The sequence below is a fragment of the Microcoleus sp. MON1_C5 genome (assembly GCF_036701875.1).
In the GTDB taxonomy this organism is placed as follows: domain Bacteria; phylum Cyanobacteriota; class Cyanobacteriia; order Cyanobacteriales; family Microcoleaceae; genus Microcoleus.
On sequence record NZ_JAUBRN010000069.1, the window covers coordinates 1 to 23,217 of the forward strand.

Consider the following 23,217-nt stretch of genomic DNA (forward strand, 5'->3'; position numbering starts at 1 on the left):
GTTTCGCTCCGGCACAGCCGGAGCAAGATTAAGGGATACTTCCAGTCTAGGGCTTAACCGCCTTGGCGGTTGCTATATCTTTCCGCTTCTGCAACAGCAAAGTTGTGGTAAAATAAACGGCTGCGTGCAAACCTAAAATTCCCCAATTCAAAGCCAAGTTTTGCCAAGTCGGTTCCTAGACTGCGCTCTTCTCGAATAACTGCGGTAAGATTGTACGATCGGGCAATCTTACCGCACTCTTGTCAACCGTTTATGTAATAATCCCGCGTTCCCTTCGCATTCATCGCTTCTCCGAGTCGATTTAACCCGTACACGTAAGCAGCAGTTCTCATCGAAACTGACAATTCCTGAGATTTTTTCCAAATTGCCTCAGTTTCTTCGACCATTTTATGCTTCAACCGCTGGTTGACTTCTTCCAGCGTCCAATAAAGCCCGCTGCGATTTTGCACCCACTCAAAATAACTAACCGTTACGCCTCCGGCATTGACTAAAATATCAGGTATTACTTGAATTCCCCTCGCTTCTAAAACCAAATCAGCAGCAGAATCAATCGGCCCGTTAGCTACTTCAAAAATAAACTTAGCCTTAACATCATTAACATTCGCTTCAGTTATTTGATTTTCCAAAGCTGCTGGCACCAGCACGTCTACATCTAATGCTAAAAGTTGCTCATTTGTCAATATTTCGTGTTCGATAATATTGCAAACAGAACCTTCACAGTAAAGAGCTTTGATACCTTTGTTAGAGTTTTTAAAGCCTCGAATACTCGGGATATCCAGACCTTGTTTAGCATAAATTCCCCCTTGGGAATCGCTGACAGCAACAACTTTGTAACCTGCTTCCCACAGAAGTTCTGCTATTTCTGCACCCGCATTACCAAAACCTTGTACTGCGACAGTTGTATCTTGAGGATTTAGCTCAAATTTGGGTAGAAGAGTTTGTACTACAAAAAAAGCACCCATTGCTGTTGCCGTATCTCTGCCCAAGCTGCCACCAATTGTCACTGGTTTACCAGTCACCACCGCTGGAGAAAGCTGCCGCTTAATAATATTGTACTGATCCATCATCCAACCCATAATCATGGGATTGGTGTAGACATCCGGCGCGGGAATATCGACATCCGGGCCGATGAAATCTGCGATCGCATCGACATAGCCCCGGCTCAACCGTTCCAATTCCAGTTTGGACAATTCCTTGGGATTGAGAGTAATTCCGCCCTTGGCTCCTCCAAAGGGCAAGTTCAAAACTGCACATTTAAAAGTCATCCAAAATGCTAAGGATTGCACTTCATCAAGGGATACTTCCGGATGATAGCGCACTCCTCCTTTAGACGGGCCTCTGGTATTGTCGTAGCGCACCCGATAACCTTGAAAAATTCGCAGGGAACCGTCGTCCATCCGCACGGGAATCGATACAATTAAACTGGATTTGGGGTGTTTCAGCCGTTCAATAGTATCCTCGGAAAGGGACACATATTTTAAGGCTCGTTCTAATCGGCGACTGGCATCGGCAAATAATGAATCAGACATAATAGGAAGGAAGAAGGAAAGCACGACATGGATTTTGACACGGATACACGGATTAATTATTTAGTGTCCGTCAGATTTTGAAGTCAGAGGGAAGAAGGAAGAATAGCTGACATCTTAATTTTAAGTATTTCGGCTGAGCTACTGGTTTTCCTATACATTTTAATTAAATCACAATCCAGGTTGAATTCTGTCAACTGTCAACGGTCAACTGTCCACAAACTTCCTTGTGTCGATCGACAATCTCGCCGTGCCAAGCAGCGATTAAGCAGATACACTTACAATAGAAGGTGATATTTAACCTCAAGCCGCAATTTGAGTTCGCTCGCTCAAATCACAGCCAGCCATCAGGGGAATTAAATTCTGAAATACATCGAGGCTTTAGCTGACGTTAGAAACTGAATTATTATTATGGTTGGACTCCTAGCCGCACTCTCTGCGTCTGCGGCAGGGGGTATGAGAATTGCCCTGCCCCTGCTGTTAATTGGTTTGTTGCGGATTGACAAACTTTGGTCGGAAATACCCTTATTGTCGGGGGTTCCCCCCCAGGTGGCTATCACCATCTTGGTGAGTTGGTCGCTGTTAGAGTTATTTGCTTCTAAAACTTTTGTGGGACAGCGGGTACTGCAAATTGTGCAAATTATTTTCAGCCCCCTTGTAGGAGCAATTATGGGAATTGCGATCGCTCAGGTAAGTTCGATCGATGAAATTATTGCTCACCCTTGGATGCTGTGGATAATTGGTATTGTCGGAGGTTTGTTGGCTTTAGTGCTGCAACTGGTACAAGCAGGATGGTTTTATCGGCTGCGGGGTTTGCCGATTTGGGTGATTTTCCTCCAAGATGTTCTGTCCATTTCCTTGGTTTTGTTTGCCTTTGACGCACCGCGCCAGGGAGGGTTAGTTGCGATGATGCTGCTGTGGCTGGCAATTCGCAGTTCTAAAGAGTGGTATCGCTGGTACAAAAGTCAGGGAATACCGGGCGATAGGGGAAATCCCCGCCGCCGCAAGCGCGATCCTGATTAGTTAGTGATTAGTTACTGGTAATTAGTTATGGGTTATTAGTCATATTGTTTGCGGTTGTTTCGGAATGATTTAACCGCAGAGACCGCAGAGGGCGCTAAGGAAGAGAAGAGACAGATGAATAATTCCGATACCAACGGATTTTATATCATTAGTCATTTGTAACCACAGTCAACAGTCAACAGTCAACTGTCAACTGTCAACTGTCAATTTAAAGCAATCCGATCGAGTGTAGCGGGCCCTGACCCGTAATTAACTCCAGCAATAGTGCCACAAAACCAATCATCGCCACACGACCGTTCCAGACTTCCGCCCCCGTGGTCAAACCCCACTCCCACTGCTCTTGAGGGTACATTTTCACTGTCTTGGAAGGGCGTATAACATCCGAGAATTTAACGCTGGGAGATTCGATCGACTCGATGACTAAATCGGCCAAAGCTTCAATAAACACCGGATGAGTATTCAGGGCGGGCACTCGGTAGAAATTTTTAATCCCCGATTCTTCTGCTAATTCTCGATACTCCATGTCAATTTCTTGCAGAGTCTCGATGTGTTCGGAAACAAAACTAATCGGAACTACCAACAAATCTTGGACTCCATTCTCTGCCAATTCGGTAATGGCGTCTTCGGTGTAAGGCTTGAGCCATTCCACCGGGCCAACCCGACTTTGATAAGCTAGAGTGTGTTCGTTCGATCGGTTCAAATGTTCCATAATCAGACGAGTGCAATCTTCAATCTCGCGCTGATAGGGGTCTCCAGCCTCTTCTACGTAGCTGAGGGGGACGCCGTGGGCGCTGAAAAAGATGTGAACTCGATCGGGATTCGGATTGTGGTCTAGTTCTTGGGCTATCAGTTCCGACATTGCCTGAATGTAGCCTGGCCGCTTATACCAAGAAGGAATCGCGGTATATTCGATATCCTTGAGGGCAGGATCTTTGCCCCACATTTCTTCTAGCTGCCGGAAGCTAGAACCGCTGGTGCTGATGGAAAATTGAGGATACAGCGGCAAGATTGTCAAATGTTCGATGCGATCGCGCTTAATTTTGGCGATCGCCTCTTCGGTAAAAGGATGCCAGTAGCGCATCCCCACGTATACTCGAGCATCTTGTCCCTTGGACTGCAATCGTTCTTGCAGCGAAGCGGCTTGTTCTTCGGTAATCCGCCGCAAAGGAGAGCCGCCCCCGATTTGGCGGTAGTTTTCCTGGGATTTTTGAAAGCGCAGGGTCGAAATCAACCAGGCGAGCGGTTTTTGCATCCACGGAAACGGGATGCGAATGATTTCCGGGTCAGCAAACAAGTTGAACAGGAAAGGACGGACATCCTCGATTTGATCTGGCCCGCCCAAGTTTAATAGCAATACTCCCACACGACCCATAGCGGTTACAGCTCTCCCAATATCTCAGTTCTGTTACTTATCTTTATCATATAACTTAATAATATCTTAAGTCGATAGCAAGGTATACATAATTTTGACTGTGGGAACAATTTTTAGAGATTTAAGTTATCGGTATCAGTGACTGTACGATGCGATCGCGCGTCTGGCTGCTTTGAGCGTAGGCGGCAATGCTCGTTTGACTCAAGTAGCCTGGGAAAATTTTACCGTCAGCGCGGAAACTAAAGTTTTACACCGTTGCTGCGGTAGCGCTCAAACTAAGCAATTTCTGGTGCAATATTTCCAGGATGTCACAGGACTTGACGCTTCGCCATTATCTCTGCAATGGGCAACGAAAAATGTACCATCAGCCAATTATGTAGAAGCTTTTGCTGAGTCGATGCCTTTGGCGGATTGTCAGTTTGACAGAAGTGTACAGCAGCGTTGCGATGCACGAAATGGAACGGGCGCAATTGCGACAAATATTTCAAGAAGTGTAGCGCGCGATCGAGCCCGGTGGTCTATTCATTTTGGTAGATTTTCACTCGCCTACCAATCCGGTATTTTTGCCCGGATTGGCTGTATTTTTGTGGTTGTTTGAGACTGAAACTGCTTGGAAGTCGATCGAAACTGACTTGGAAAGTTTGTTGGCAGAGGTGGGATGGCGATCGTACAATTCCGAAGTAACTCAACAACCCAAATTTTATGCTGGCGGCAGCATTCAAGTAATCCAAGTTCAAAAGTTATTAGTCATATAAATTCCGGTTGCACCGGAATGATGTTGACTGTTGACTGCTGACTGTTGACTGCTGACTGCTGACTGTTGACTGTTGACTGTTGACTGCTGACTGTGAATCGAACAACTGAAAATTGCGCCGAGATAGGTAAGGACTTGTAAAAATCATTCATTAATTGCCCTCGAATTTATTATTCCGATGCAGCCGGAAACGATATCAAAAGTCATTAGTAGACTTGAATGGCAAAAGTCGCCAACTATCTGGAAAAGCATCTGCGTTTACCTACGTTTATCTGCGGTTTCCCTATCAATCAAAAAAAAATGTAATAAGTCTACTAATGACTCATGACTAATAACTAAACAAACTTTTTCGCTTCTGCTAAAGCCGCCTCAAACTTGAGCAATACATCCTTTTCTGTGTGAATAGCTTTCTCTTGTTCCAGCAGCGGGCGGCCAAAGCGAAAAATGCCGTCCTGTTCTACGTGGTCTACATAAGGCAACGTCTCTGGATGTGGCAAAAATTTTCTGCCGATCGTGTACGGCGTGTGGAAAGAAAAACTAAAATCGGGAAACTTGTCGCTCTTGATTTCGAGATAGTAAAGCGAGTAATAATCTTTGGTTTCGGAGTACACACATTCGCGACACTTATTTACAACTTTGCGGTTCTGATAGAAAAAGTCCCACTTGTCCCAATAGTAGCCATCTTTCATCATTTCCTGGTGGTCGTCGCACAGTTCGAGATATAATTTGTCAGAATCCGCCGGACGGTAGAAGTAAAGCATGGCGTAAGGCATTTCAATCAGTAACTTGACTGCTTGATTTTTTCGCTGGTACCATTCCTGCTGGTGAGTTTCGTAGACTTCCTTATATTTATTAATTGCTTTAAAGCTGTTGAGCTGATTTTCTTTAGCCCAGCGCGACGCCCACACTGTCCAGTAAGCTAGCTGGAAGGTTGCTGAAATTTCCGCCGAACCTTGTTCTTTCCAGTCGGCAATGATTTTTTCCCACTCGGAACTAAAAGCTACTCGCGATTCTTCGTTTTCTTCAGGTTTTTCTGTATTGATTGGGGGGGGTATTTGGCGATTATTTTTAATCAGCCCTTTGGGTTCTTTGCGCCAATTATTAATATCGGTTGGCGTTAGACTTAAGATGAATCTTCTGTCGTGAACGGGATATTCTAAATGGATTCCTGATTTGCGGAAAGAGCGGTATTCTAGAACAGGGAGTTTGTCTTGTTCAATCCACTGCTGGCGTTCTGCTGGCGAACACTTGAGCATTGCTTCTAATTCAGCAGGATCGACGGCTAATTCACTTTTGAATGTCTCCCAAAATCTTTCTTGTTCGGCTGGATTTGCTTCCAGCAGGGATACAATTTGGTTGACGAGGTGATCGGTTTTGTCTTGGCAATTGTCGGGAAGTCCTAAGAAGTCGAGGAGTTTGGTCTTGAGTATGCGTCTGGCTGAGATTAGCTCGGCTAACATGAGAAGCTCCAGTAGAGTCATGACTTGCGCCCTTGAATTGGCAAGATTTGCACAAGTCTTATATATCTTAATAGATTCTCCTGGGTTGTCGGCAATTGAAATGTCTGCGCGAGCGAAGCTATCCCCAACGCGCGTGCGTTCGGTGAAGGGTAGGGAATCGCCCAACCTCCGCCTCTATCTAAGCAAAAATACTCAAAACAAGGCCAAAAGACCGATCGACCTTTTGCCCTTTTTGGTTAAAATCGATAATTGCGATCGCGCACCCACAAACTCACAGGCACAGCATGGCCTGTTTTGTCAACCTTTACTTCTACCAAAAAAGATTGTCGCTGGTTCCTTTGAGCTTCGCTAATCTCCTGATTGACTTTTTCCCTTTCATCCTCTGGCATATAATAAGTTTCTAAGCCGTATTCCATCTGCCAACCGTTATATTTGCCCTTAATTGCGATTTGATTGGCGGGCAAATTGGTGGGATTTTCTAGACTGACGCGGACGGGTTTCCAAGCTTGGGGGCGGCCGGGATTAGTCCCGGCTTTTGGCGCTTCTAAGATTACATAAAAACTGGTTTTTGCCTTGACAGTGTTCGTATTTTGTGGACAAACAACTCCGGGCGAACAATATATTTTTTCTTTAGGTAAATCTTTCCAGCCGGGGAGTTTTTGGAGATTTGTGCTAGCAGAAATATCATAGCTCAAAACTTGGTAATATCCGCGCAAAAAGTCGTAAGGGTCTACTGGTACTGTTTGTAGGACAACTGTTTTGCCAGTCATAAAAGTGTAAACTGCGGGAGCGGGTACGGCGGCAATTAGTCCGATTTGCAGGAGCAAAGGAATCCACAGCCGCCACGCGGGAAGGCGTTTTGCTTCCGGGGGAAGCTGAAACACATTTGTTGTATCTGGATTTTTAACTAATAAGTCAATGTTGTTTGTGCTCATGTTAGGTATGGGTTATATTGTTTACTGTTGTTTCGGAATGATTAAACCACAGAGACCGCAGAGGGCGCTGAGTTAGAGAAGAGAGAGATGAATAATTTCTATTCAGCGGGGATTTTTGCGAAGTGGCGCTCGAACCACAAACCCGCAGCAATTACGCCAATTCCGCACAAAACAAAGACAAAAGATTTGAGCAGCAATCCTGTGTTATATTCAAATACTCGGCTGATAATTTGCAGGGTGATTAATACCAGGCCTCCCCAAAAAGTCTTGCGGTTTCCTAACGCTAAACCTTCTCGAATTAAGCCGACAGCGAGCAGAAATGATAAAACATTGAACAGAAAAGTCGCTAATTGAGGAATGGGAGTAAAATTGAGGTGAAAAAGCGGTATTAAGGCGCTGGCGAGGATTAAAATGCCGATCGCACTTGTAGTCAAATCCAGTGCTTTTTGTTTTGGTCGCCGCAGTTCCAAACGTCCCAAGCGCAGCCACTCAAACACAGTGAAACCGCCCAAAACAGCCACATTTGCCAGCAAAACCCAATCGGGCTCAGTTGAGGCAGGATTCGGCGAATTTTGCCACAACCAGTGGAAAGAAAGAACATAAAACAAACCGGCGAGAAACAGCAGTGCTAAACTGCGGGCGGTAGGTTGAAACAGCCTGCTGTTTACCTTCGGCCAGATTGCATCGTCGTATCCCCACAGCAAAGCGGGCGGTAGGGCGCAAAACATTGTCACAGCCCAAGTTTGATTTAACCCTTGGACGATAGAAACTTGTAGGGAAAAAATTATCGCGATCGCACTTATGGCAAAAATAGCACGCGATCGACACCAATAAGCCAGCGGCACAAACATTATACTGGCTGCGATCGGCATTTGCCGCACCAAAACTTCCAGCCAAGAAAACTCGACTTTGGAAGACCAATCTAACACGGCAATCCAATAGCCTAAACCAACTAAAAGTGCGGACAAAACCCCCAAGGAAGTCAACCGCAAACTGTAAGCCATTCCGAGCACGCCGATTCCCCAAGTGAGGTAAAGTCCGTAGGAAGAACCGCCAATGTGAAACATTTGTGCCATCAATGCCATATTTGCTCCTAAAATCAGAGCTCCTAACAGCAACAATCCTTCACCCAGGAGTTTGTTTCGCCCTATTGTTAGGGGCAAATTGAGATTGGAGTTTTGGCTTCGGGATGGGGGAATGCGCCACAGATAGAAACCCGCCACATTGACTGCTACGAAAAGACTTAGCAGCAGCGCAACTCTCGCTTCTCGCGACCAAACTTGCCAGTTTGCGGCTACAAAGGTGATGACTCCTATACCGAGGAGAATGCCGCCGAGACTGATGAGAATGCTGAGGAAGCGGTTGCGGGAGGCGGTTTCGAGTGTGTTGAATTGGTAGCGTTCGGAAAGTTGTTGGTACAATGAAGTATCGATGAGTCCTTCTGCTTGCCAGAGTTTGGCTTGATCTCGCAACTCCCGTCGAAATTTATCTGAAATCATTTTTAATATTCCAGAGGATTTGAACTGTGATAGCTATTAATATGTCACTTGTGGGTTGATTGTCGATGGAGGCTGGGACACCTGCTGAACTTGCACAAAAGTCTTTTTTGGGTTTTGATGTTAGTTGCAATCCCTAATAGGGGTTTAGTTTGATTGTGGCTGCGGGGCATAAAATATGCGTGGAATATGCCGAATGAGTTTCAATCCCTGATAGGGATTTAGGTTGATTGCGGCCTGCTGGACAAGTTAGAATTTGTCAAGTGGACAACTGGACAAGTAGATAAATGACAGAATTACACTCGGTAGTGTCTTTGCTCGATCGATACAATCTGAAGAGCAAGCAAGCTATATTTAGATAACCATCTTAATTACTTTAATGTAAATCATTCGCAAGCAATTGATAATTCAAAATTAATTCATCAAAAGTTAAAGCAACATATTCTGCCTGCTCTTTTTGAGAAGCTTCTGGCCAGTATTTAGTTATTTCGGATTCACCCAGCGATTGATTGTACATTAGTTTTTTTGGTAGATATCCTATTTGCGGATAATCACGGTCTGGTACCCAGCTTTGCAAAGTAGTTTTGACATACTCTTCAAATTTAATATATAAGTCTCGATCAGTAGCATTTTCTCGTTTGATAGAAGTTAATACATCATTAATTCTCATTGCAATTTCTTTGTCAGTATTCAGCCAATCCTCCAGATATATTCCCCATTGCAAAACCTTAGATATATATCCTACTATTTGAATAACTGGTGTTAATGGTGGTGGAGAAACAGGCTGGACTTTTTCTATTGTGGTCTCTATAAATTCAGTGGCTGATAGTGCTTCTCTTACTTTGTAATACTCACTTTTTTCTATTTTTTTACTCCTTGTATAATTATCTATTATGTCATTAGAAGTATTTACATCCGAAAATCCATAAGCAACTGTAGGAAATGTAAGAATGAGACAAAGCACAGCAATTAATAGTTTGTACACCATTATTTTTATCCTCTAATAATAATTTTCATTTCTTCGTTTCAATCCCTGATAGGGATTTAGGTTGATTGCAACTGTCTGCGTCTGGGATCGTATATTTCATACACCAGTTTCAATCCCTGATAGGGAGTTAGGTTAGTTAATTGCAACAAAGCGCCCGTAAAGGCGCTCTCTGTAAGAGTTCACGTTTCAATCCCTGATAGGGAGTTAGGTTAATTGCAACAGTTGGTTTCTGACACTCTTACTGTATTTAGTTTTCAAGGTTCGTTTGCGTCTGTACTAAAAGTACCTTTTCAATACCGACCTGTCAAGAGGCAAAATTTTCAACAAACCTCAAAACCTTTGACAGCAAGCAATACAGCATTTGCGTCTGATTTTTCATAAAGTGCCTTAAACCCATACTACGCAACTGATACAGCCGAAAAAAATTACCCCCTCAAAAAAACACCTACCATAGGCGCAAATTTTATCCTTCAACCCGATTCAAATTCCAGTCGTAAGGCAAAAAAACGATCGCCCATCCATCACCCACAGCCGCCTCCGACCCCAAATAACCACCCACATAGTCAGCCACCGAACCCGCCGCCTTTACAAAATCCTCGCCGTACCACTTAAAAATCTTGCTCAAATAAAGCGTCTTTTTCTGGGCATCATATCGCACCTTATCAGGATTGTGAATAAAACGGCTGGCATCCGCTTCTAGTTGAGTCCGTACCGACTCGGGGAAATAAGCCCCGCGGCGCAGCAGCGGGCACCCGACAGAAGCGCAAACTAATGCAAAATGGATGCGCGGTTCGGCAAATTCCGGCCGCAAAATTGCGTGTTCAATTTGATTGAGACTGTACTTTTTGCCGCCAATAATCGAATTTGAACGAGTGAAAAAATCCAAAAAACTCAGCCAGTTGGGAATTCCCAAAACTTTGGGACGAATCGACGCGATCGGATATACTTCCAGAACTTGAGAAATTGCGATCGCATTGTACGCATTCAGCCACAACGCCAGCCGCGCATCCGCATCACTACAATCCGCCAAATTTAAATCGGCCAAACTTTCCAGCCACGCCCTCAAAACATCCGCCCCTTCAGCTTTCCAGCCCCGATAATTGACGCGGCCGAAATCGTCAACGTAGCGTTGCAGCAACTCGTCCCAAATCCTAAAGTCGATCGTAGCGATCATTTATTACTATCCCTATGATAAGGCGGGCATTGCTTTAACTTCTGCTTCTATTTAATACTACTGTCAACCGAAACAACACCTGCAACGGTAGTATTTTTTAGATTAGCCCCTTTAAACGGGCTCTGGATTAAATTAACTTAAGTCAAATTAGCGCCTTGTAAATTAGCTTGCCACAAAGAAGCCCCCCTCAAATTTGCCCCCGATAAATTAGCTTCCCTAAAATTTGCTTCTCTCAAATCTGCCCCTTGCAAATGGGCATTTGCTAAACTCGCGTGCGGCAGGGAATGCCGATAAAATCGCTGCCCGGACACTGGTTAGTTTACCGCAACTAATTGACGTGCTGGGGGTTAGGTGCAATCACCGGTGTAGCCAACCCGAAAATCATTCCCCATGAAACTGCTCGCAAAGTTACAGATTTCCTGCTCTTTACATTCTACAATCTTAAAAGATTCTTAATTTCAATTTCAACGGGGATCGGTTTCTTCCGGCACAACACCAATCCCACTTTGATCTGCAATTTTTTAATTTCCCCTTACCTTCCTAACACACTATGAGCGATCGCACCGACTTTTTCGATAAACTGTTAGCGGCTGTTGAAAAAAATCAAAGTTTGCTGTATTTAGCCCTCGATCCAGACCCGGAAACCTTGGCCCCGCTGGTTTCGATGACTGGGGAGGAAACTCAAAGTTTTGTAACTGATTTGTTGGCAAAGCTAAAAAGTGCGATCGACCAAACAGCAGATTTAATTTGTGCTTGCAAAATCACCCTCGGTTTTTACCAATCTCTCGGTATTCCCGGTTGGGCATTGCTGCAAGAAATTTTAACAATTATTCCCCCTCACCTGCCAGTAATTTTAGATGCCAAACACTGCGATTTAAATACCAGCACAGTGTTTGCCAAAATTGTATTTCAAGACTGGCAAGTTGACGCTATTACTTTAAGTCCCTATGCCGGATTCGACCAAGTAGCGCCTTTTTTGTTATACGCCGGAAAAACTGTTTTTGTACTCTGTGGCACCGCCAACCCCTCAGCCGAGGCTGTGCAAGAATACCCGACGCCAGAAAACCCTTTGTACTTGCAATTAGTCCGACTCTCTCAAACTTGGGGAACTCCCGAAAAACTCGGTTTAGAAGTAGGACTAATGCCGGATATGTTGGCGCGCATCCGCCAAGCTGCTCCTGAACGCCTAATTTTAGTGGAAGGAGACATCGCCGAAGAAATTGACCTCGCAGAAGGAAACGACCTCGCACAACTGCTGGCGGCCGGTTTAAGCAAGAATGGTGAAGGTTTATTGCTGCCAGTCCCCCCGAGTTTATTAGCGCAGAAAGAGCCGCGCCGAGAAATTGAGAAATTGCGGGATAATATTAATCAACAGAGGCTAAAGGCGATCGAAGGTAGCCCCACTTGCGAACTGTGGCTGCCGGATGTTTGCTTTTTGCAACAGGAACCTCACCGCGATTTAATCTTGCAACTTTATGACATCGGCTGCGTAGTTTTTGGCGACCACGTACAAGCATCGGGCGCTGTATTTCCATATTACATCGACTTGCGGAAAATTATCTCAATTCCGCAAATTTTCCATCAAATTGTCAGCGCTTATGCAGACATTCTCAAGGATTTAAAATTCGATCGCATTGCGGGAATTCCCTACGGTTCTTTACCCACAGCAACCGGTTTAGCATTGCGGATGGAACGCCCGATGATTTTCCCGCGCAAGGAGGTGAAAACTTACGGTGCCGGCAAATTGATTGAGGGGCATTTTCAGGCAGGAGAAACGATTGTCGTAGTCGATGATATTTTGATTAGTGGCAAAAGCGTGATGGAAGGCGCGGGCAAGTTAAAATCGGCGGGGTTGAATGTGGAAGATATTGTAGTATTAATCGACCACGAACAGGGAGTTAAAGATAAATTGCAGGCTAATGGTTATCGCGCACATTCTGTGTTAGCGCTTTCGGAAATGGCTGAGATTTTGTATCAAGCAAATCGAATTGATACCGAGCAATTCAATCTTTTGAAACCGGAACATTAAACCCCAATTCCTGTAGGGGCGGGTTTTACCAACCATCTACGCCAAAAATTAATAATCTCATAAACCCGCCCCCACCAAGCTGTAAACCTTAATGTACATTTGGCTTGTTTTAATGGAGGCAGAGCCTCCTGAAAGGCGTTACCAGGCATAGCCAGCCTGGGAACGAGTAAGAATTAATTGTCTCGTTTTCTAGTTACCAGGCTCTGCCTGGTAATTAATATCCGGAGGCTCTGCCTCCAACTTGATGTCTCGTTTGGCTTGTTTTAATGGAGGCAGAGCCTCCTGAAATGCGTTCCCAGGCTCTGCCTGGGAACGAGTAAAGGTAAATAGATCAACCTTGCAAAACTTCAATTAAAGCATCGCCCATTGCCCGACAGCCGACGAGTTTCATGCCTTCCGACATGATATCACCAGTGCGATAACCTCGATCCAAAACTTCGACCACTGCTTGCTCAATTTTATTAGCAGCTTCCGGCTGATTTAAGGCGTAACGTAGCATCATTGCCGCACTCAAAACTTGGGCGATGGGATTTGCTTTATCTTGTCCGGCGATGTCGGGTGCGGAACCGTGCACGGGTTCAAAAACTCCCGGCCCGCTTGCTCCCAAACTAGCAGAAGGAAGCATCCCAATGCTACCAGTTAGCATCGCCGCCGCATCGGAAAGAATGTCGCCGAATAAATTGCCGGTGACAATTGTATCGAACTGTTTCGGCCAGCGAATTAACTGCATGGCTGCGTTGTCAACGTAGAGGTGAGAAAGTTCGACATCAGGGTATTCTGAAGAAAGGGCAATAATACGATCGCGCCACAGTTGCGAAACATCCAAAACATTAGCTTTATCAACAGAACACAGCCTTTTCCCGCGCTTCCTGGCCGTCTCAAAAGCGACTCGCCCGATTCTGTCAATTTCCGACTCGGTGTAAGCCATCGTATTGACGCCGCGTTTTTCGCCTGTTTCCGTCTCAAAAATACCTTTCGGTTTGCCGAAATAAATGCCGCCTGTGAGTTCGCGGATGACCATAATATCCACGCCTTCGACAACTTCCCGTTTCAAACTAGAAGCATCAACCAATTGCGGTAAAATAGTCGCAGGACGCAAATTTGCAAACAATCCCAATCCGGCGCGCAGTCCTAATAATCCCGTTTCCGGGCGCTGTTCGCGGGGCAAATTATCCCACTTGTAACCGCCAATTGCTGCTAACAATACTGCATCGCAGTTGCGGCATTTTTCCAGTGTTTCTTCGGGTAGCGGATTGCCTGTTGCATCAATAGCAGCGCCGCCCATTAAAGCTTCTTGAAATTCAAAGCCGATGTCCAATTGTTGACCGACAAGTTTCAGGACATCTACCGCCACAGCGATAATTTCAGGGCCGATGCCGTCTCCTGGTAAAAGAGTGATGCGGTAGTTTTGAGTCATATCTACTAAGTTGAGAAATTTTTGCGAGCTTATCATTGTATCAGGACAAGTCAGCTAAAAATTCATTCTCGATCTCTTAGTCCGCAGAGGCAGACTTCGTTTGACTCTTAAGCGGTTTCAACCGCCGATTGATCAAGACGATAAGTTAATCTATAACTAACAATAGTTCGATCGCACGCACGTACAAAAACATCGGCAAGGAGTCGCGGAGTGGCAGAGGGCGAAGGCATACCAACATCAGCACAGATTGATTCTCGGGACTATTCTTGGGCCTTTTGGCCGGTCGTCCCCCTCTATCCCTACAGCAAGCGGCGCACCATCCGCAAGGAAATAGTTAAAGATACAATCTGGACTTTTGACCAGCTACAAGGCATTTTCTACGTAGTCGTCCCGATTCGGATGACTGTAATTAAACTAGAACCCGAAGGCCTTCTCGTCTACGCCCCCGTTGCACCGACTCCTGAGTGCATCCGCTTGGTAAAAGAGTTAGTAGCAGAGCACGGCGAGGTGAAGTACATCCTGCTGACAACGGTTTCGGGGATCGAACACAAAGTTTTTGTCGGCCCCTTTGCGAGGTGTTTTCCCGAAGCGCAGGTGTTTGTCGCCCCGCAGCAGTGGAGTTTCCCCGTGAATTTGCCGCTGAGTTGGCTGGGTATACCCGCCAAACGCACCTCTGTACTGCCCTTTGACAGCAGCAACACGCCCTTAGCCGATCAATTTGATTGGGCAATTCTCGGCCCCCTCGACCTCGGTTTGGGCAGATTTGCGGAAGTTGCGTTATTTCACAGGCGATCGCGCACGCTGATGTTAACAGATTCCATAGTTTCGATTCCCGAAAATCCGCCCGCGATCGTCCAACTCGACTCGTACCCGCTGCTATTTCACGCCAAAGACAGCGCCTTGGACACGGTGGCAGACACCCACGAAAATCGGCGCAAAGGGTGGCAGAGAATCGCCTTATTTGCCATGTATTTTACGCCTAGCGTGCTGGAAGTGCCGCGGTGGTCGGAGGTATTTGCCAGCGCGCGCCAAGCGCCAGAACGCTCTAGGAAAGCTTATTTCGGGTTGTATCCGTTCAAGTGGAAAACACATTGGGAGCGATCGTTTGAGGCTTTGCGGGGAGGAGGGCGGTTGTTTGTCGCGCCGATTTTGCAGACTTTGATTCTCAACCGCGCGCCGAGGGAAACTCTCGATTGGGTGGATAAAGTGGCGAGTTGGGACTTTGAAAAAATTGTACCTTGTCACTTCGATAGTACGATCGACTCCCGGCCCCGTGAATTTCGGCAAGCATTCTCGTTTCTGGAAAAACACTCGCCTGTTAATTCCTTACCTGAAGACGATTTTAAATTGCTCAGGCAGATTGATGCGGGTTTGAATAAAATTGGTGTTGTGCCACCGGCTAAAGAAAAGGTTTAATCATTTGAGTTCACAATCTTTTCGATTTCCACTAACCCCCAGATCCCCCCTAACCCCCCTTAACAAGGGGGGGACTAGAGTCTTCAAAGTCCCCCGGGAGGGGGATTTAGGGGGATCGAGACTTGGATATAAACGAGAGGAATAGAGGGTTTTAGTCTTAAGTTGAGACCTTTGAACACTGCCCTGGCCCTACTAAATCAATTTACGAATTTCTTAACTTAAACTCATCAAACTTCACCACTTCCGACTCCGGTTTCCGCGTATCAAAATAGTAGCTACTCACAACACCACTACCCGTATCAAAAATAGTAAAAGCCGTAATATCATTGCTATCAATATACGGCAGCGGCCGCCCGTCTTCTCCCAACAAAGGCGCAACAGTCGGCACCACAGGTTCCAATCCGTTCGGGTCTCCAATAGCGCTGTAATCTTCCCGATATGCCGGCGGCACAAATCGGCGCTTTTCCCCCGCAAAAGCACCGTAACTGTTACCAACATTAGAAGTCTCCAAAAAGTGCATTCCGCTGGAACTGATAAATCGATTCCACAAGTGCGAATGTCCGTAAAATACCAACTGCACTCCCGCTGTTTCTAGCAGTGGCACTACATCCCGAATCAGATAATCTTGCTGTTTGGGATACTCGTAACGCACCATTTTAATCTCGCCATTCTCAGCGCGATCGACTATTTGCACTGGGTCAGTATAAGCAGGTACAATATTGTCGCCCAGAGAATGTGGCGGGTGGTGAAACATCACAATTTTATATTTTGCCTGCTGGAATTCCGCACTTTTTAACTCTTTTTGGAGCCAAGTATATTGAGCGCTGCCCTTGACAATCGGCTCAAAAATATGCTGTCCGTATCCCCATTTTTCGGGATTATTAAAATCTTCGTCCCGTTCGCGATACCTGCCTCTCGCACCCGGATCTAAATTCGGAGTCCGCCAAATATTCGTAACATACAAAGTAACTAGCCGCACGTCGCCAAAAGTCACAGCATAGTAATTTTTGCCTCCCGGTAAATTGAAAATCTCGTCATAGGTATCGCTATTAAAAGTATTGTTTTTTAGCCATATTTCCCGCACTGAAGAGTCATTATTAGGATTCAAAGAGGCAGCACGTTGAGCGTATATTTTCTCGGCAGCAGCGCGGGGAAAAGAATCACTAAATTGGTCAGCGAGGGTGCTGTTGGTTGCCAACCTGCCCATGATTTCGTGATTGCCAATGGCGGGGAATAAAGGCGCGTGTTGGATTAGTTCGCCGCCGCTGTAAACGGTTTTGATGCCGTTTTTGTCGAGTTCGGAAAATGCGCGACCTTGCAGAGCGGGAAAAAAGGCGCGGCCTCGGTAGTCGTCAAACCATTCAGAAGCGCGATCGGGTATATTAATTAAATCTCCTGCCATAAAAACAGCGTCAACTCTGCCAATTGTTTCGGCTACTTTCTGGAGATTTGCTGCTGTCATAGGCATCAATTGATGGTCGGAAGTGAGGAGGATTTTGAGCGCAATTCCTGCAGCAGGTGTCGGAGAAAGAGTGAAAACTTTGCTGCTGACAGATGCGCCGTCTTTCCTTTCGCTGGTGACTCGATAAGGAATGCGAACAGCGGGCATTAAATTGGCGACTTCTGCTTCGTGGCGCCAGATTTCGCGGACAATTGGATTACTTTCAATTATGCTTTGTTTGATTTCATCGGAAATGTGAGAGTCTTTGTCTTCGCGAGTGCGGCTCAGCTTCGTAGTATTTGCAGCCGCAGTTTCATTCAAATTTTCGCCGTAAGCAACCGTGTTGCGAGTACCGGCAAACTCGGTAAACCAGACAACTCGCACCGAGTTTGCTGTTGGAAGTTGCAGAAACGGATCGGTTAAAAGCTGAGGTTGATTAAGGTAAGATTGCATCATGAAACCTAGCAGTAGGACAATCAAAATCAAAACAGCAAAAAACCAGGGATTGCGGGGCAAATCTCTAGAATTTTTTAATTGATCGGGCAATGGTGTCAACATTAGTCATTAGTTATTAGTCATTAGTCTGAAGAAAAAACAGCCATCTATTTTACATTCTCGACTGGGAATTTTAAACTACCAAGGTTATCAAAAAGTTAAGAAATTAGTAAAATATCTCACATCTAACAAACTTCAACCATTTTTTCACATCTTCTTATCTCTCAATTCTCTTTCTCTGCGCCCTCTGCGCCCTCTGCGGTTCATTAAAAAAAATCTTTGTCAAAAATGCTTGAGACTTGCGATATAACATTCTTAACACCCTTCCTTCAATCTAAAATCTAAAATCTAAAATCCCATGACTCGCCACCTTCTCAAGGCTAACTGCAAAACCGTACACTTGGGCGGTTTTTCTCCGAATATCGAACCTGCTTTAAGGGTGGATTCCGGCGATCGCATCGACATCGAAACCTATTCAGGATATTATGTTGCTGACAAAGCGCCACCGGAATTTCTCACCCCCGAATTTTTAGATATTTGTCAGAATTTGCCTCCCCACCGCAAAGTTGGCCCCGGGCCCCACTTGTTGACAGGCCCGATTTATGTTAACAATGCCGAACCGGGAGACGTTTTAGAAATCCACATTGAGGATGTTTACCCAAGTTTACCAGTCGGATTTAATGCAATTCGCGCCGGGTGGGGAGCTTTACCGGAGTATTTCTCCGAACCTAAATTGCGGTTTATTCGGCTAGATTTAGAGCAAAAAATTGCTGAATTTCCCGCAGGTAGCGGCATTCGGATTCCCCTGCATCCTTTTTTTGGCATTATCGGCGTTGCCAATGCCGAAATCAACCGTTCTTCTATTCCTCCAGAGCGCTACGGCGGCAACATGGACAATCAGGAACTCCAAGCAGGAACGCGGTTATTTTTACCTGTTTTTCTGCGTGGCGGTTTACTGTCCATCGGCGACGGACATTCGGCACAAGGAGACGGTGAAGTTGACGGTACTGCCATTGAAACTTCGATGAAGGGAACTATTCAAATCATCTTACGCAAGGATTTTATTCTGATATTTCCGTTTGCAGAAACGCCCACTCATATTGTGATTATGGGATTCGGTCGAACATTAGATGAAGCGTTTGAGATGGCGGTAAAACAGACGATTTATTGGCTGCAAACTTTTGCGGGTTTCAAAGAAGAAGATGCTTATGTTTTGTGTTCCATTGCCGTAAATTTTCGGATTACGCAGGCTGTCAACAATCCTCAGAAAGGAGTTCACGGAATGATGCCCAAGTGTATTTTGCCGGAGATAAAAATTATTGGCCACCGAGTTTGATGTAGTATGATAACACGCGATCGACAAAAAACTTAAGATCGCGATCGCACAAACGACACAAATTTGTCACTGCTGTGGTCGATCGGGATCGCGATTCTGTTGACAATTAAGCTTAAAATGGGATAATAAGTTACCAGTTCTACCTAAATCGAACTCAACATGAAAAACCAGACTGACGATGTTGCCAAAAAAGATTTAGTCGATCGAGCTTTTGGGAGTGCAGAAATACCAGATCCGACAGCGTGGGTGCACGAACATTATTTTCTGGCTAATTTCGCTCATACTCTGGCCCACATCCAAGAACATATGTCTGAAGACAGTTGCGAAATCGGCGAGAATGGTGATTCTAGCGAGGAAATATTATCGATCGATGCCAAAATTAGAGATATGTTGAGAGCTACTTTTAGCGACGACGGCTGGCAGTATGTCGAAAGTTTATTGTGAGTTTGGTACAAAGCCTAAGTATTTGTACCTTCATAAGTTGAGCTCGTAAATGATACCACTTTCACAAAAGAATGCAACTGTAGGCGGGTGATCTAAACCCTTAGATCATTCGTTATCCCCACTTTTTTAATCTCAAATATCACATCTCAAATAATATCACTTTCCTCCCCCAAGACAGACTCGCAAATCAGAGTGGCTGCGTGCATTTCCACTACAATTTGATGTAAATTTGACGTATTGTGATGTAGGATACTTTAGATGGGGGGGAAATTACTGTCGCTAGGAATGTCGATCGATCGCAAAAACGCCGCACTTTCTTCTGGCAAAGCAGTATTGATAAACATCCCGCTGCCCAACTCAAACCCAGCTTGCTTGGTGACTCTGGGAATAATTGCGATATACCAGTGAAAGTATTTTGTTGCCCGTTGGGCGATCGGCACCGATCGAATATTATAGTTGTAATCGGGATTGTTCAATCCGTAATAAAACTTAGCCAGTACAGTTTTAAAAGTATCAGCAAGATCCGTAATTTCCGCATCAGTAATTTCATCAAACGAAGAGGAATGCCGGCGCGGAAAAATCCAAGTGTGAAACGGTGAAAGTGCAGCGTAAGGGATAAAAGCCACAAAATGTTCACTCTCACAAATCACTCTTTCCTTCGCCGCTAATTCATCTTCCAAAGTGCGGCAAAACAGACATTCTCCCGTGTCATCAAAATATCTAATAGCTTCGTCGATGCGGCTGCGAAATTGGCTGGGTACCACGGGTGTCGCTGCTATCTGCGAGTGGGGGTGTTCCAGAGAAGTTCCGGCAGTTTCCCCGTGATTTTTGAAGATAATAATTGTTTCAATGTGGGGATTTTTTCTAATTTCTACATAGCGCTGGCGGTATACTAAAAGTATGTTTGCAACTTCTTCCACACTCAACAAAGCTGTCGTCAAATCGTGTCGCGGGTGTTCGACAATTACTTCGTGCACGCCGATTCCCGCCATCGTGCGGTGAATTCCCGATGATATCCTCATCCATTCTGCTGTCGGGGAGAGGGCGGGATATTTGTTATAAATTGCCCTGACTTTCCAGCCAGCGCGATCGCCCAAACGGCAAGTTTCTAAGGTTGCGTCTTCCTCATTCCCCACGCAAAACGGGCAATCGGCACGGTGCGGTGGCACTACTGTTTCGCACTTTTTTTTGTTAGCGAATTGATCCGGTCTTGTCGCCCGTTCGGTGGCGATGATTACCCAATCTCTGGTAATTAGATTTTGTCTAAGTTCAGACATTTTCTTACCTTCAGTTTCCGGGTTGAGTCGTTTTTTATCTTAAAATAAGGGTCGGCCTGGTGTCACGACAAGCTATAAATATTTAACAAATCTTGACTTCAATATGTCTGTAAATCTGACGGTATGCGATCTGCAAATTCAAAATAAACACGATCTGACTTACGCACGGGTGGTCAGAAACCGGGTTTTTACGATAATACTGCATTACAGTCGCAGAAACCCAAAAAAACCCGGTTTCTTGAATTTTGATTCGTAAATCGCATACATTATACATTGAAATACGACTGGAGATATCGGAGGTGGATAAATATGGATAAGTACATCAAGTTATTACAACATTTTGCAGGCAGTAAAATCAGCGCTGATGAATTGGAATAGCGGTTTATACAACTGTTTAAGAGTGACAATAATCTCCAGTCTGCGGGAAGAAAATTTCAAATTTTATACAAGTTGTTTGCCGAGGTTGATGCTTATTGTAGCGCTCCTGATTTGATAGAAGACCCTCGATTTGATATTGGTGAAGCTCAATTGGAAGTATCGGCCCGGGAGACGCTGGATAAGTTTTTAAAGTTAACAACAGTTTTAACAAGTGAACAATAAGGGCGATAGCATCTCCCGCGGGGCTAAAACTGACACTATTTACCCAGTCATTATGTCCCTCGAAAGTCACCAAGCACTTACCCTGCAAGTTCCACAACTTTGTGCTAGGGTCAATGGATAGTGAAATAGCTGCTATTATGATGTTCGATCGCACTTCCTCAATTCCTTTGATTCAGGCAACAGGAATTACTGAAATAGACTCAATTTTGCGCCACATTGTGCAGCAAGTGAAACTGGGGCTACCCGATCGGATTAGGGGCTGCTATCTAGTGGGCAGTTATGCGGTGGGCGAGGCAATTGCAACGAGCGACCTAGATATAATAGCGGTTTGCAAAGGCAGCCCCAGTGCTGCCGAGAAACAGCAATTGACCTCAATTATAGCCGCCGAGTGCCAAAGGCTGAACTCACTCGATTTTGATGTGAAACTGGTCGGTGAAACCCATTTATTGTCAACCGGCAGCGTGCGGTTTCATAGGGATAGTTTGCTGCTGTCTGGGGAAGATATTCGTGCACAGGTGCCTCCGAAACCTGTGGCCGAGCATATTCGAGATAGTTTGTATGCCCAATACGATTTATTTGCGCGAGTCCGTCCTCACCTCCAGGTGTTAACGGTTCCGCTGACTTATCCCGATCCTCAAGGACAGTTTTATGGATACAATAGGCGCTTTTTGCGAACAATTGATGGAGTTAGCCATCCAGGAATCAAGGATCTGGCATTGATTGTCTTTGGCGCAGCATCGGCCTTGACGCTGCTCAAAGCAGGTGAGTATACGGGAAGGGGCAGAAAGAGCGAGATTGCCCGCCAGTACCGCGATTGGATTGGCGATGACTGGACACCTTTGGTGGAGAAAGTGGATCTGCTGTGCCGCCAGCAATGGGCATATTTGATTCCCTCAGATATGGAACAACAACAGCAGTTAAGTATGCTTTGCGAACAAACGTTGGGATTTGAAAATCATTTCCTGGACGAATACAAATTTTACTTGATGGCACAGATGCCCCAAGCCGAACCCTTTTTTCAACTTCGATATGTGCAGCGCCTAGGGCAACTCATCTATGCCGATCGGGCAATCACCGATCTCCTCAAAACATTTGAACACAGCGACAATGCTGACATTCGCAAGGCTGCAACTGAAGCGTTACAACATTACTAAGTTGTATAAAATACTCAAAAGGCAGCTTTCTTTTGCCCGTCCGTGCGATCGTACAAGAACTAAAAATGGAATTCACGATCGCACTCTTATCGATCCTGTTTAAGCCAACTGCAACTGCACATTCTGCAACTTGCAAATAGCTTTCAACACTTGCGCCAACAAGAGCGATCGCTCTTTGTCCATCAAATTCAATTCCGGTAAAATCTGATAAGTACAAGGATTTCCCCGCGTCACCCGCACAAACCGATAACTTTCGCCATTCGTCGTCAATCCCCAAACAGACGAATGCTGCTGCAAACTTTTATAAGCATAAGTCAGCAATTGCGGCAAACCAGTCAAAGGTGCGATCGCACTATTTTTCGCCTCGACTACCAAAATCCAAAACTGTGCCGCCGCGAGTTCTGAATCCGGCTGATTTACCGCTAAAACATCCAACCGCCCTTTAATTAAAGTATCCGCATCCTCAACCTCGATCGGGATGCTATCTTCCATTGTCAGCACGATCGGAATATCAAAAAATGCTGCTAATCTCATTAACGGTGAAAGCACTAAAAACTTAACCAGTTTTGCAGAAACTTTCCCTGCTTCTAGATGACGCCAAAAGTGATTACCGATTAGCAATAATTCCTGCTGTTCAAAATCCGTCAGAGGTTCCAGAGAGAAAAAATCAGTAAAACCTCCTCCTGTTTGTCTTTCCAATTTGAAAAGGCGGCGAACGTCGTTTAGAGAAAGTTGGCTTGCTTCTAAATTTTGCGTCATAGCTTTCATTTAATTAAATTTTAATAACTACCTAATTATAGCTGATATAATTTACACAAAAGTACAATTTCACAAGTTTTAGCACAATTATTACTAATAATAATTGTGCCTTAAATAGGCT

22 protein-coding genes and 1 pseudogene are annotated in these 23,217 nt (G+C 45.2%); 9 read left to right on the forward strand and 14 right to left on the reverse strand.

Features of this window, described 5'->3' with window-relative positions; translation table 11 throughout:
* Positions 1-242: 242 nt before the first annotated feature.
* A complete protein-coding gene (locus QUA71_RS24690; RefSeq protein WP_333289118.1) occupies positions 243-1,529 on the reverse strand; it encodes a Glu/Leu/Phe/Val dehydrogenase in 1,287 nt (428 codons plus the stop codon).
* A gap of 408 nt (positions 1,530-1,937) precedes the next feature.
* On the opposite strand from QUA71_RS24690, the gene QUA71_RS24695 reads away from it, so the two are divergent.
* The gene (locus QUA71_RS24695) at positions 1,938-2,549 is read left to right on the forward strand and encodes a DUF4126 domain-containing protein (protein WP_333289122.1); all 612 of its coding nucleotides are present in this window, start codon (positions 1,938-1,940) and stop codon (positions 2,547-2,549) included.
* A 208-nt stretch (positions 2,550-2,757) separates the two neighbouring features.
* On the opposite strand, the gene hemH is transcribed toward QUA71_RS24695, so the two are convergent.
* On the reverse strand, positions 2,758-3,921 hold the full coding sequence (hemH, locus tag QUA71_RS24700; RefSeq protein ID WP_190663261.1) for a ferrochelatase: 1,164 nt from the start codon (positions 3,919-3,921) through the stop codon (positions 2,758-2,760).
* Between the two features lie 196 nt (positions 3,922-4,117).
* Here hemH and QUA71_RS24705 point away from each other — a divergent pair, with 196 nt between their 5' ends.
* On the forward strand, positions 4,118-4,519 hold the full coding sequence (locus QUA71_RS24705; protein ID WP_333289123.1) for a methyltransferase domain-containing protein: 402 nt from the start codon (positions 4,118-4,120) through the stop codon (positions 4,517-4,519).
* Entirely contained in the window at positions 4,512-4,676 is a 165-nt protein-coding gene (locus tag QUA71_RS24710; protein WP_333289128.1) for a hypothetical protein, read from the forward strand. Before QUA71_RS24705 ends, QUA71_RS24710 begins: the two co-directional genes overlap by 8 nt.
* Here the strand turns inward: QUA71_RS24710 and QUA71_RS24715 are convergent.
* The 7 genes from QUA71_RS24715 to QUA71_RS24745 all read right to left on the reverse strand — a co-directional run bounded on the left by QUA71_RS24715 (position 4,669) and on the right by QUA71_RS24745 (position 11,039).
* The gene (locus QUA71_RS24715; protein WP_333289129.1) at positions 4,669-4,827 is read right to left on the reverse strand and encodes a hypothetical protein; all 159 of its coding nucleotides are present in this window, start codon (positions 4,825-4,827) and stop codon (positions 4,669-4,671) included. The two genes, QUA71_RS24710 and QUA71_RS24715, sit on opposite strands and share 8 nt — an antisense overlap.
* A gap of 183 nt (positions 4,828-5,010) precedes the next feature.
* Positions 5,011-6,135, reverse strand: a complete 1,125-nt coding sequence (locus QUA71_RS24720) for a hypothetical protein (protein WP_333289131.1) — start codon at positions 6,133-6,135, stop codon at positions 5,011-5,013.
* Between the two features lie 236 nt (positions 6,136-6,371).
* Positions 6,372-7,070, reverse strand: a complete 699-nt coding sequence (locus tag QUA71_RS24725; RefSeq protein ID WP_333289133.1) for a GDYXXLXY domain-containing protein — start codon at positions 7,068-7,070, stop codon at positions 6,372-6,374.
* Positions 7,071-7,168: 98 nt separating this feature from the next.
* The gene (locus QUA71_RS24730; protein WP_333289135.1) at positions 7,169-8,569 is read right to left on the reverse strand and encodes a DUF2157 domain-containing protein; all 1,401 of its coding nucleotides are present in this window, start codon (positions 8,567-8,569) and stop codon (positions 7,169-7,171) included.
* A 373-nt stretch (positions 8,570-8,942) separates the two neighbouring features.
* Positions 8,943-9,554 carry a hypothetical protein gene (locus QUA71_RS24735; protein ID WP_333289137.1) on the reverse strand — a complete coding sequence of 204 codons (612 nt, stop codon included), beginning with the start codon at positions 9,552-9,554 and terminating at the stop codon, positions 8,943-8,945.
* Between the two features lie 463 nt (positions 9,555-10,017).
* Positions 10,018-10,728 (reverse strand): DUF547 domain-containing protein, encoded by a 711-nt coding sequence (locus QUA71_RS24740; RefSeq protein ID WP_333289139.1) that lies wholly within the window; start codon positions 10,726-10,728, stop codon positions 10,018-10,020.
* 137 nt (positions 10,729-10,865) lie between these two features.
* Positions 10,866-11,039, reverse strand: coding sequence for a pentapeptide repeat-containing protein (locus tag QUA71_RS24745; RefSeq protein WP_333061057.1), 174 nt, complete (start codon positions 11,037-11,039; stop codon positions 10,866-10,868).
* Positions 11,040-11,278: 239 nt separating this feature from the next.
* Between QUA71_RS24745 and QUA71_RS24750 the strand changes: the two genes are divergently transcribed.
* Positions 11,279-12,757, forward strand: coding sequence for a bifunctional orotidine-5'-phosphate decarboxylase/orotate phosphoribosyltransferase (locus QUA71_RS24750; protein WP_333289141.1), 1,479 nt, complete (start codon positions 11,279-11,281; stop codon positions 12,755-12,757).
* 331 nt (positions 12,758-13,088) lie between these two features.
* On the opposite strand, the gene leuB is transcribed toward QUA71_RS24750, so the two are convergent.
* Complete coding sequence (leuB, locus tag QUA71_RS24755) at positions 13,089-14,174, reverse strand: 3-isopropylmalate dehydrogenase (protein WP_333145250.1); 1,086 nt, start codon at positions 14,172-14,174, stop codon at positions 13,089-13,091.
* Positions 14,175-14,384: 210 nt separating this feature from the next.
* Here leuB and QUA71_RS24760 point away from each other — a divergent pair, with 210 nt between their 5' ends.
* On the forward strand, positions 14,385-15,590 hold the full coding sequence (locus tag QUA71_RS24760; RefSeq protein ID WP_333289143.1) for a DUF4336 domain-containing protein: 1,206 nt from the start codon (positions 14,385-14,387) through the stop codon (positions 15,588-15,590).
* A 202-nt stretch (positions 15,591-15,792) separates the two neighbouring features.
* Here QUA71_RS24760 and QUA71_RS24765 read toward each other — a convergent pair whose 3' ends face one another.
* Entirely contained in the window at positions 15,793-17,589 is a 1,797-nt protein-coding gene (locus tag QUA71_RS24765) for a metallophosphoesterase (protein WP_333289145.1), read from the reverse strand.
* Positions 17,590-17,884: 295 nt separating this feature from the next.
* On the opposite strand from QUA71_RS24765, the gene QUA71_RS24770 reads away from it, so the two are divergent.
* Entirely contained in the window at positions 17,885-18,862 is a 978-nt protein-coding gene (locus QUA71_RS24770) for an acetamidase/formamidase family protein (RefSeq protein WP_333289147.1), read from the forward strand.
* Between the two features lie 159 nt (positions 18,863-19,021).
* Entirely contained in the window at positions 19,022-19,306 is a 285-nt protein-coding gene (locus QUA71_RS24775) for a hypothetical protein (protein WP_333289149.1), read from the forward strand.
* Between the two features lie 254 nt (positions 19,307-19,560).
* On the opposite strand, the gene galT is transcribed toward QUA71_RS24775, so the two are convergent.
* Positions 19,561-20,583 (reverse strand): galactose-1-phosphate uridylyltransferase, encoded by a 1,023-nt coding sequence (gene galT / locus QUA71_RS24780; RefSeq protein WP_333289151.1) that lies wholly within the window; start codon positions 20,581-20,583, stop codon positions 19,561-19,563.
* 390 nt (positions 20,584-20,973) lie between these two features.
* Between galT and QUA71_RS24785 the strand changes: the two genes are divergently transcribed.
* Positions 20,974-21,183, forward strand: a complete 210-nt coding sequence (locus QUA71_RS24785; RefSeq protein WP_333289170.1) for a colicin immunity domain-containing protein — start codon at positions 20,974-20,976, stop codon at positions 21,181-21,183.
* A gap of 16 nt (positions 21,184-21,199) precedes the next feature.
* On the opposite strand, the pseudogene QUA71_RS29380 reads toward QUA71_RS24785, so the two are convergent.
* Positions 21,200-21,337: pseudogene (locus tag QUA71_RS29380) on the reverse strand (hypothetical protein); the annotation flags it as partial.
* On the opposite strand from QUA71_RS29380, the gene QUA71_RS24790 reads away from it, so the two are divergent.
* On the forward strand, positions 21,297-22,337 hold the full coding sequence (locus QUA71_RS24790) for a nucleotidyltransferase domain-containing protein (protein ID WP_333289153.1): 1,041 nt from the start codon (positions 21,297-21,299) through the stop codon (positions 22,335-22,337). The pseudogene QUA71_RS29380 and the gene QUA71_RS24790 sit on opposite strands and share 41 nt — an antisense overlap.
* 99 nt (positions 22,338-22,436) lie before the next feature.
* On the opposite strand, the gene QUA71_RS24795 is transcribed toward QUA71_RS24790, so the two are convergent.
* Positions 22,437-23,105, reverse strand: coding sequence for a restriction endonuclease subunit R (locus QUA71_RS24795; protein WP_445243826.1), 669 nt, complete (start codon positions 23,103-23,105; stop codon positions 22,437-22,439).
* Between the last annotated feature and the right edge of the window lie 112 nt (positions 23,106-23,217).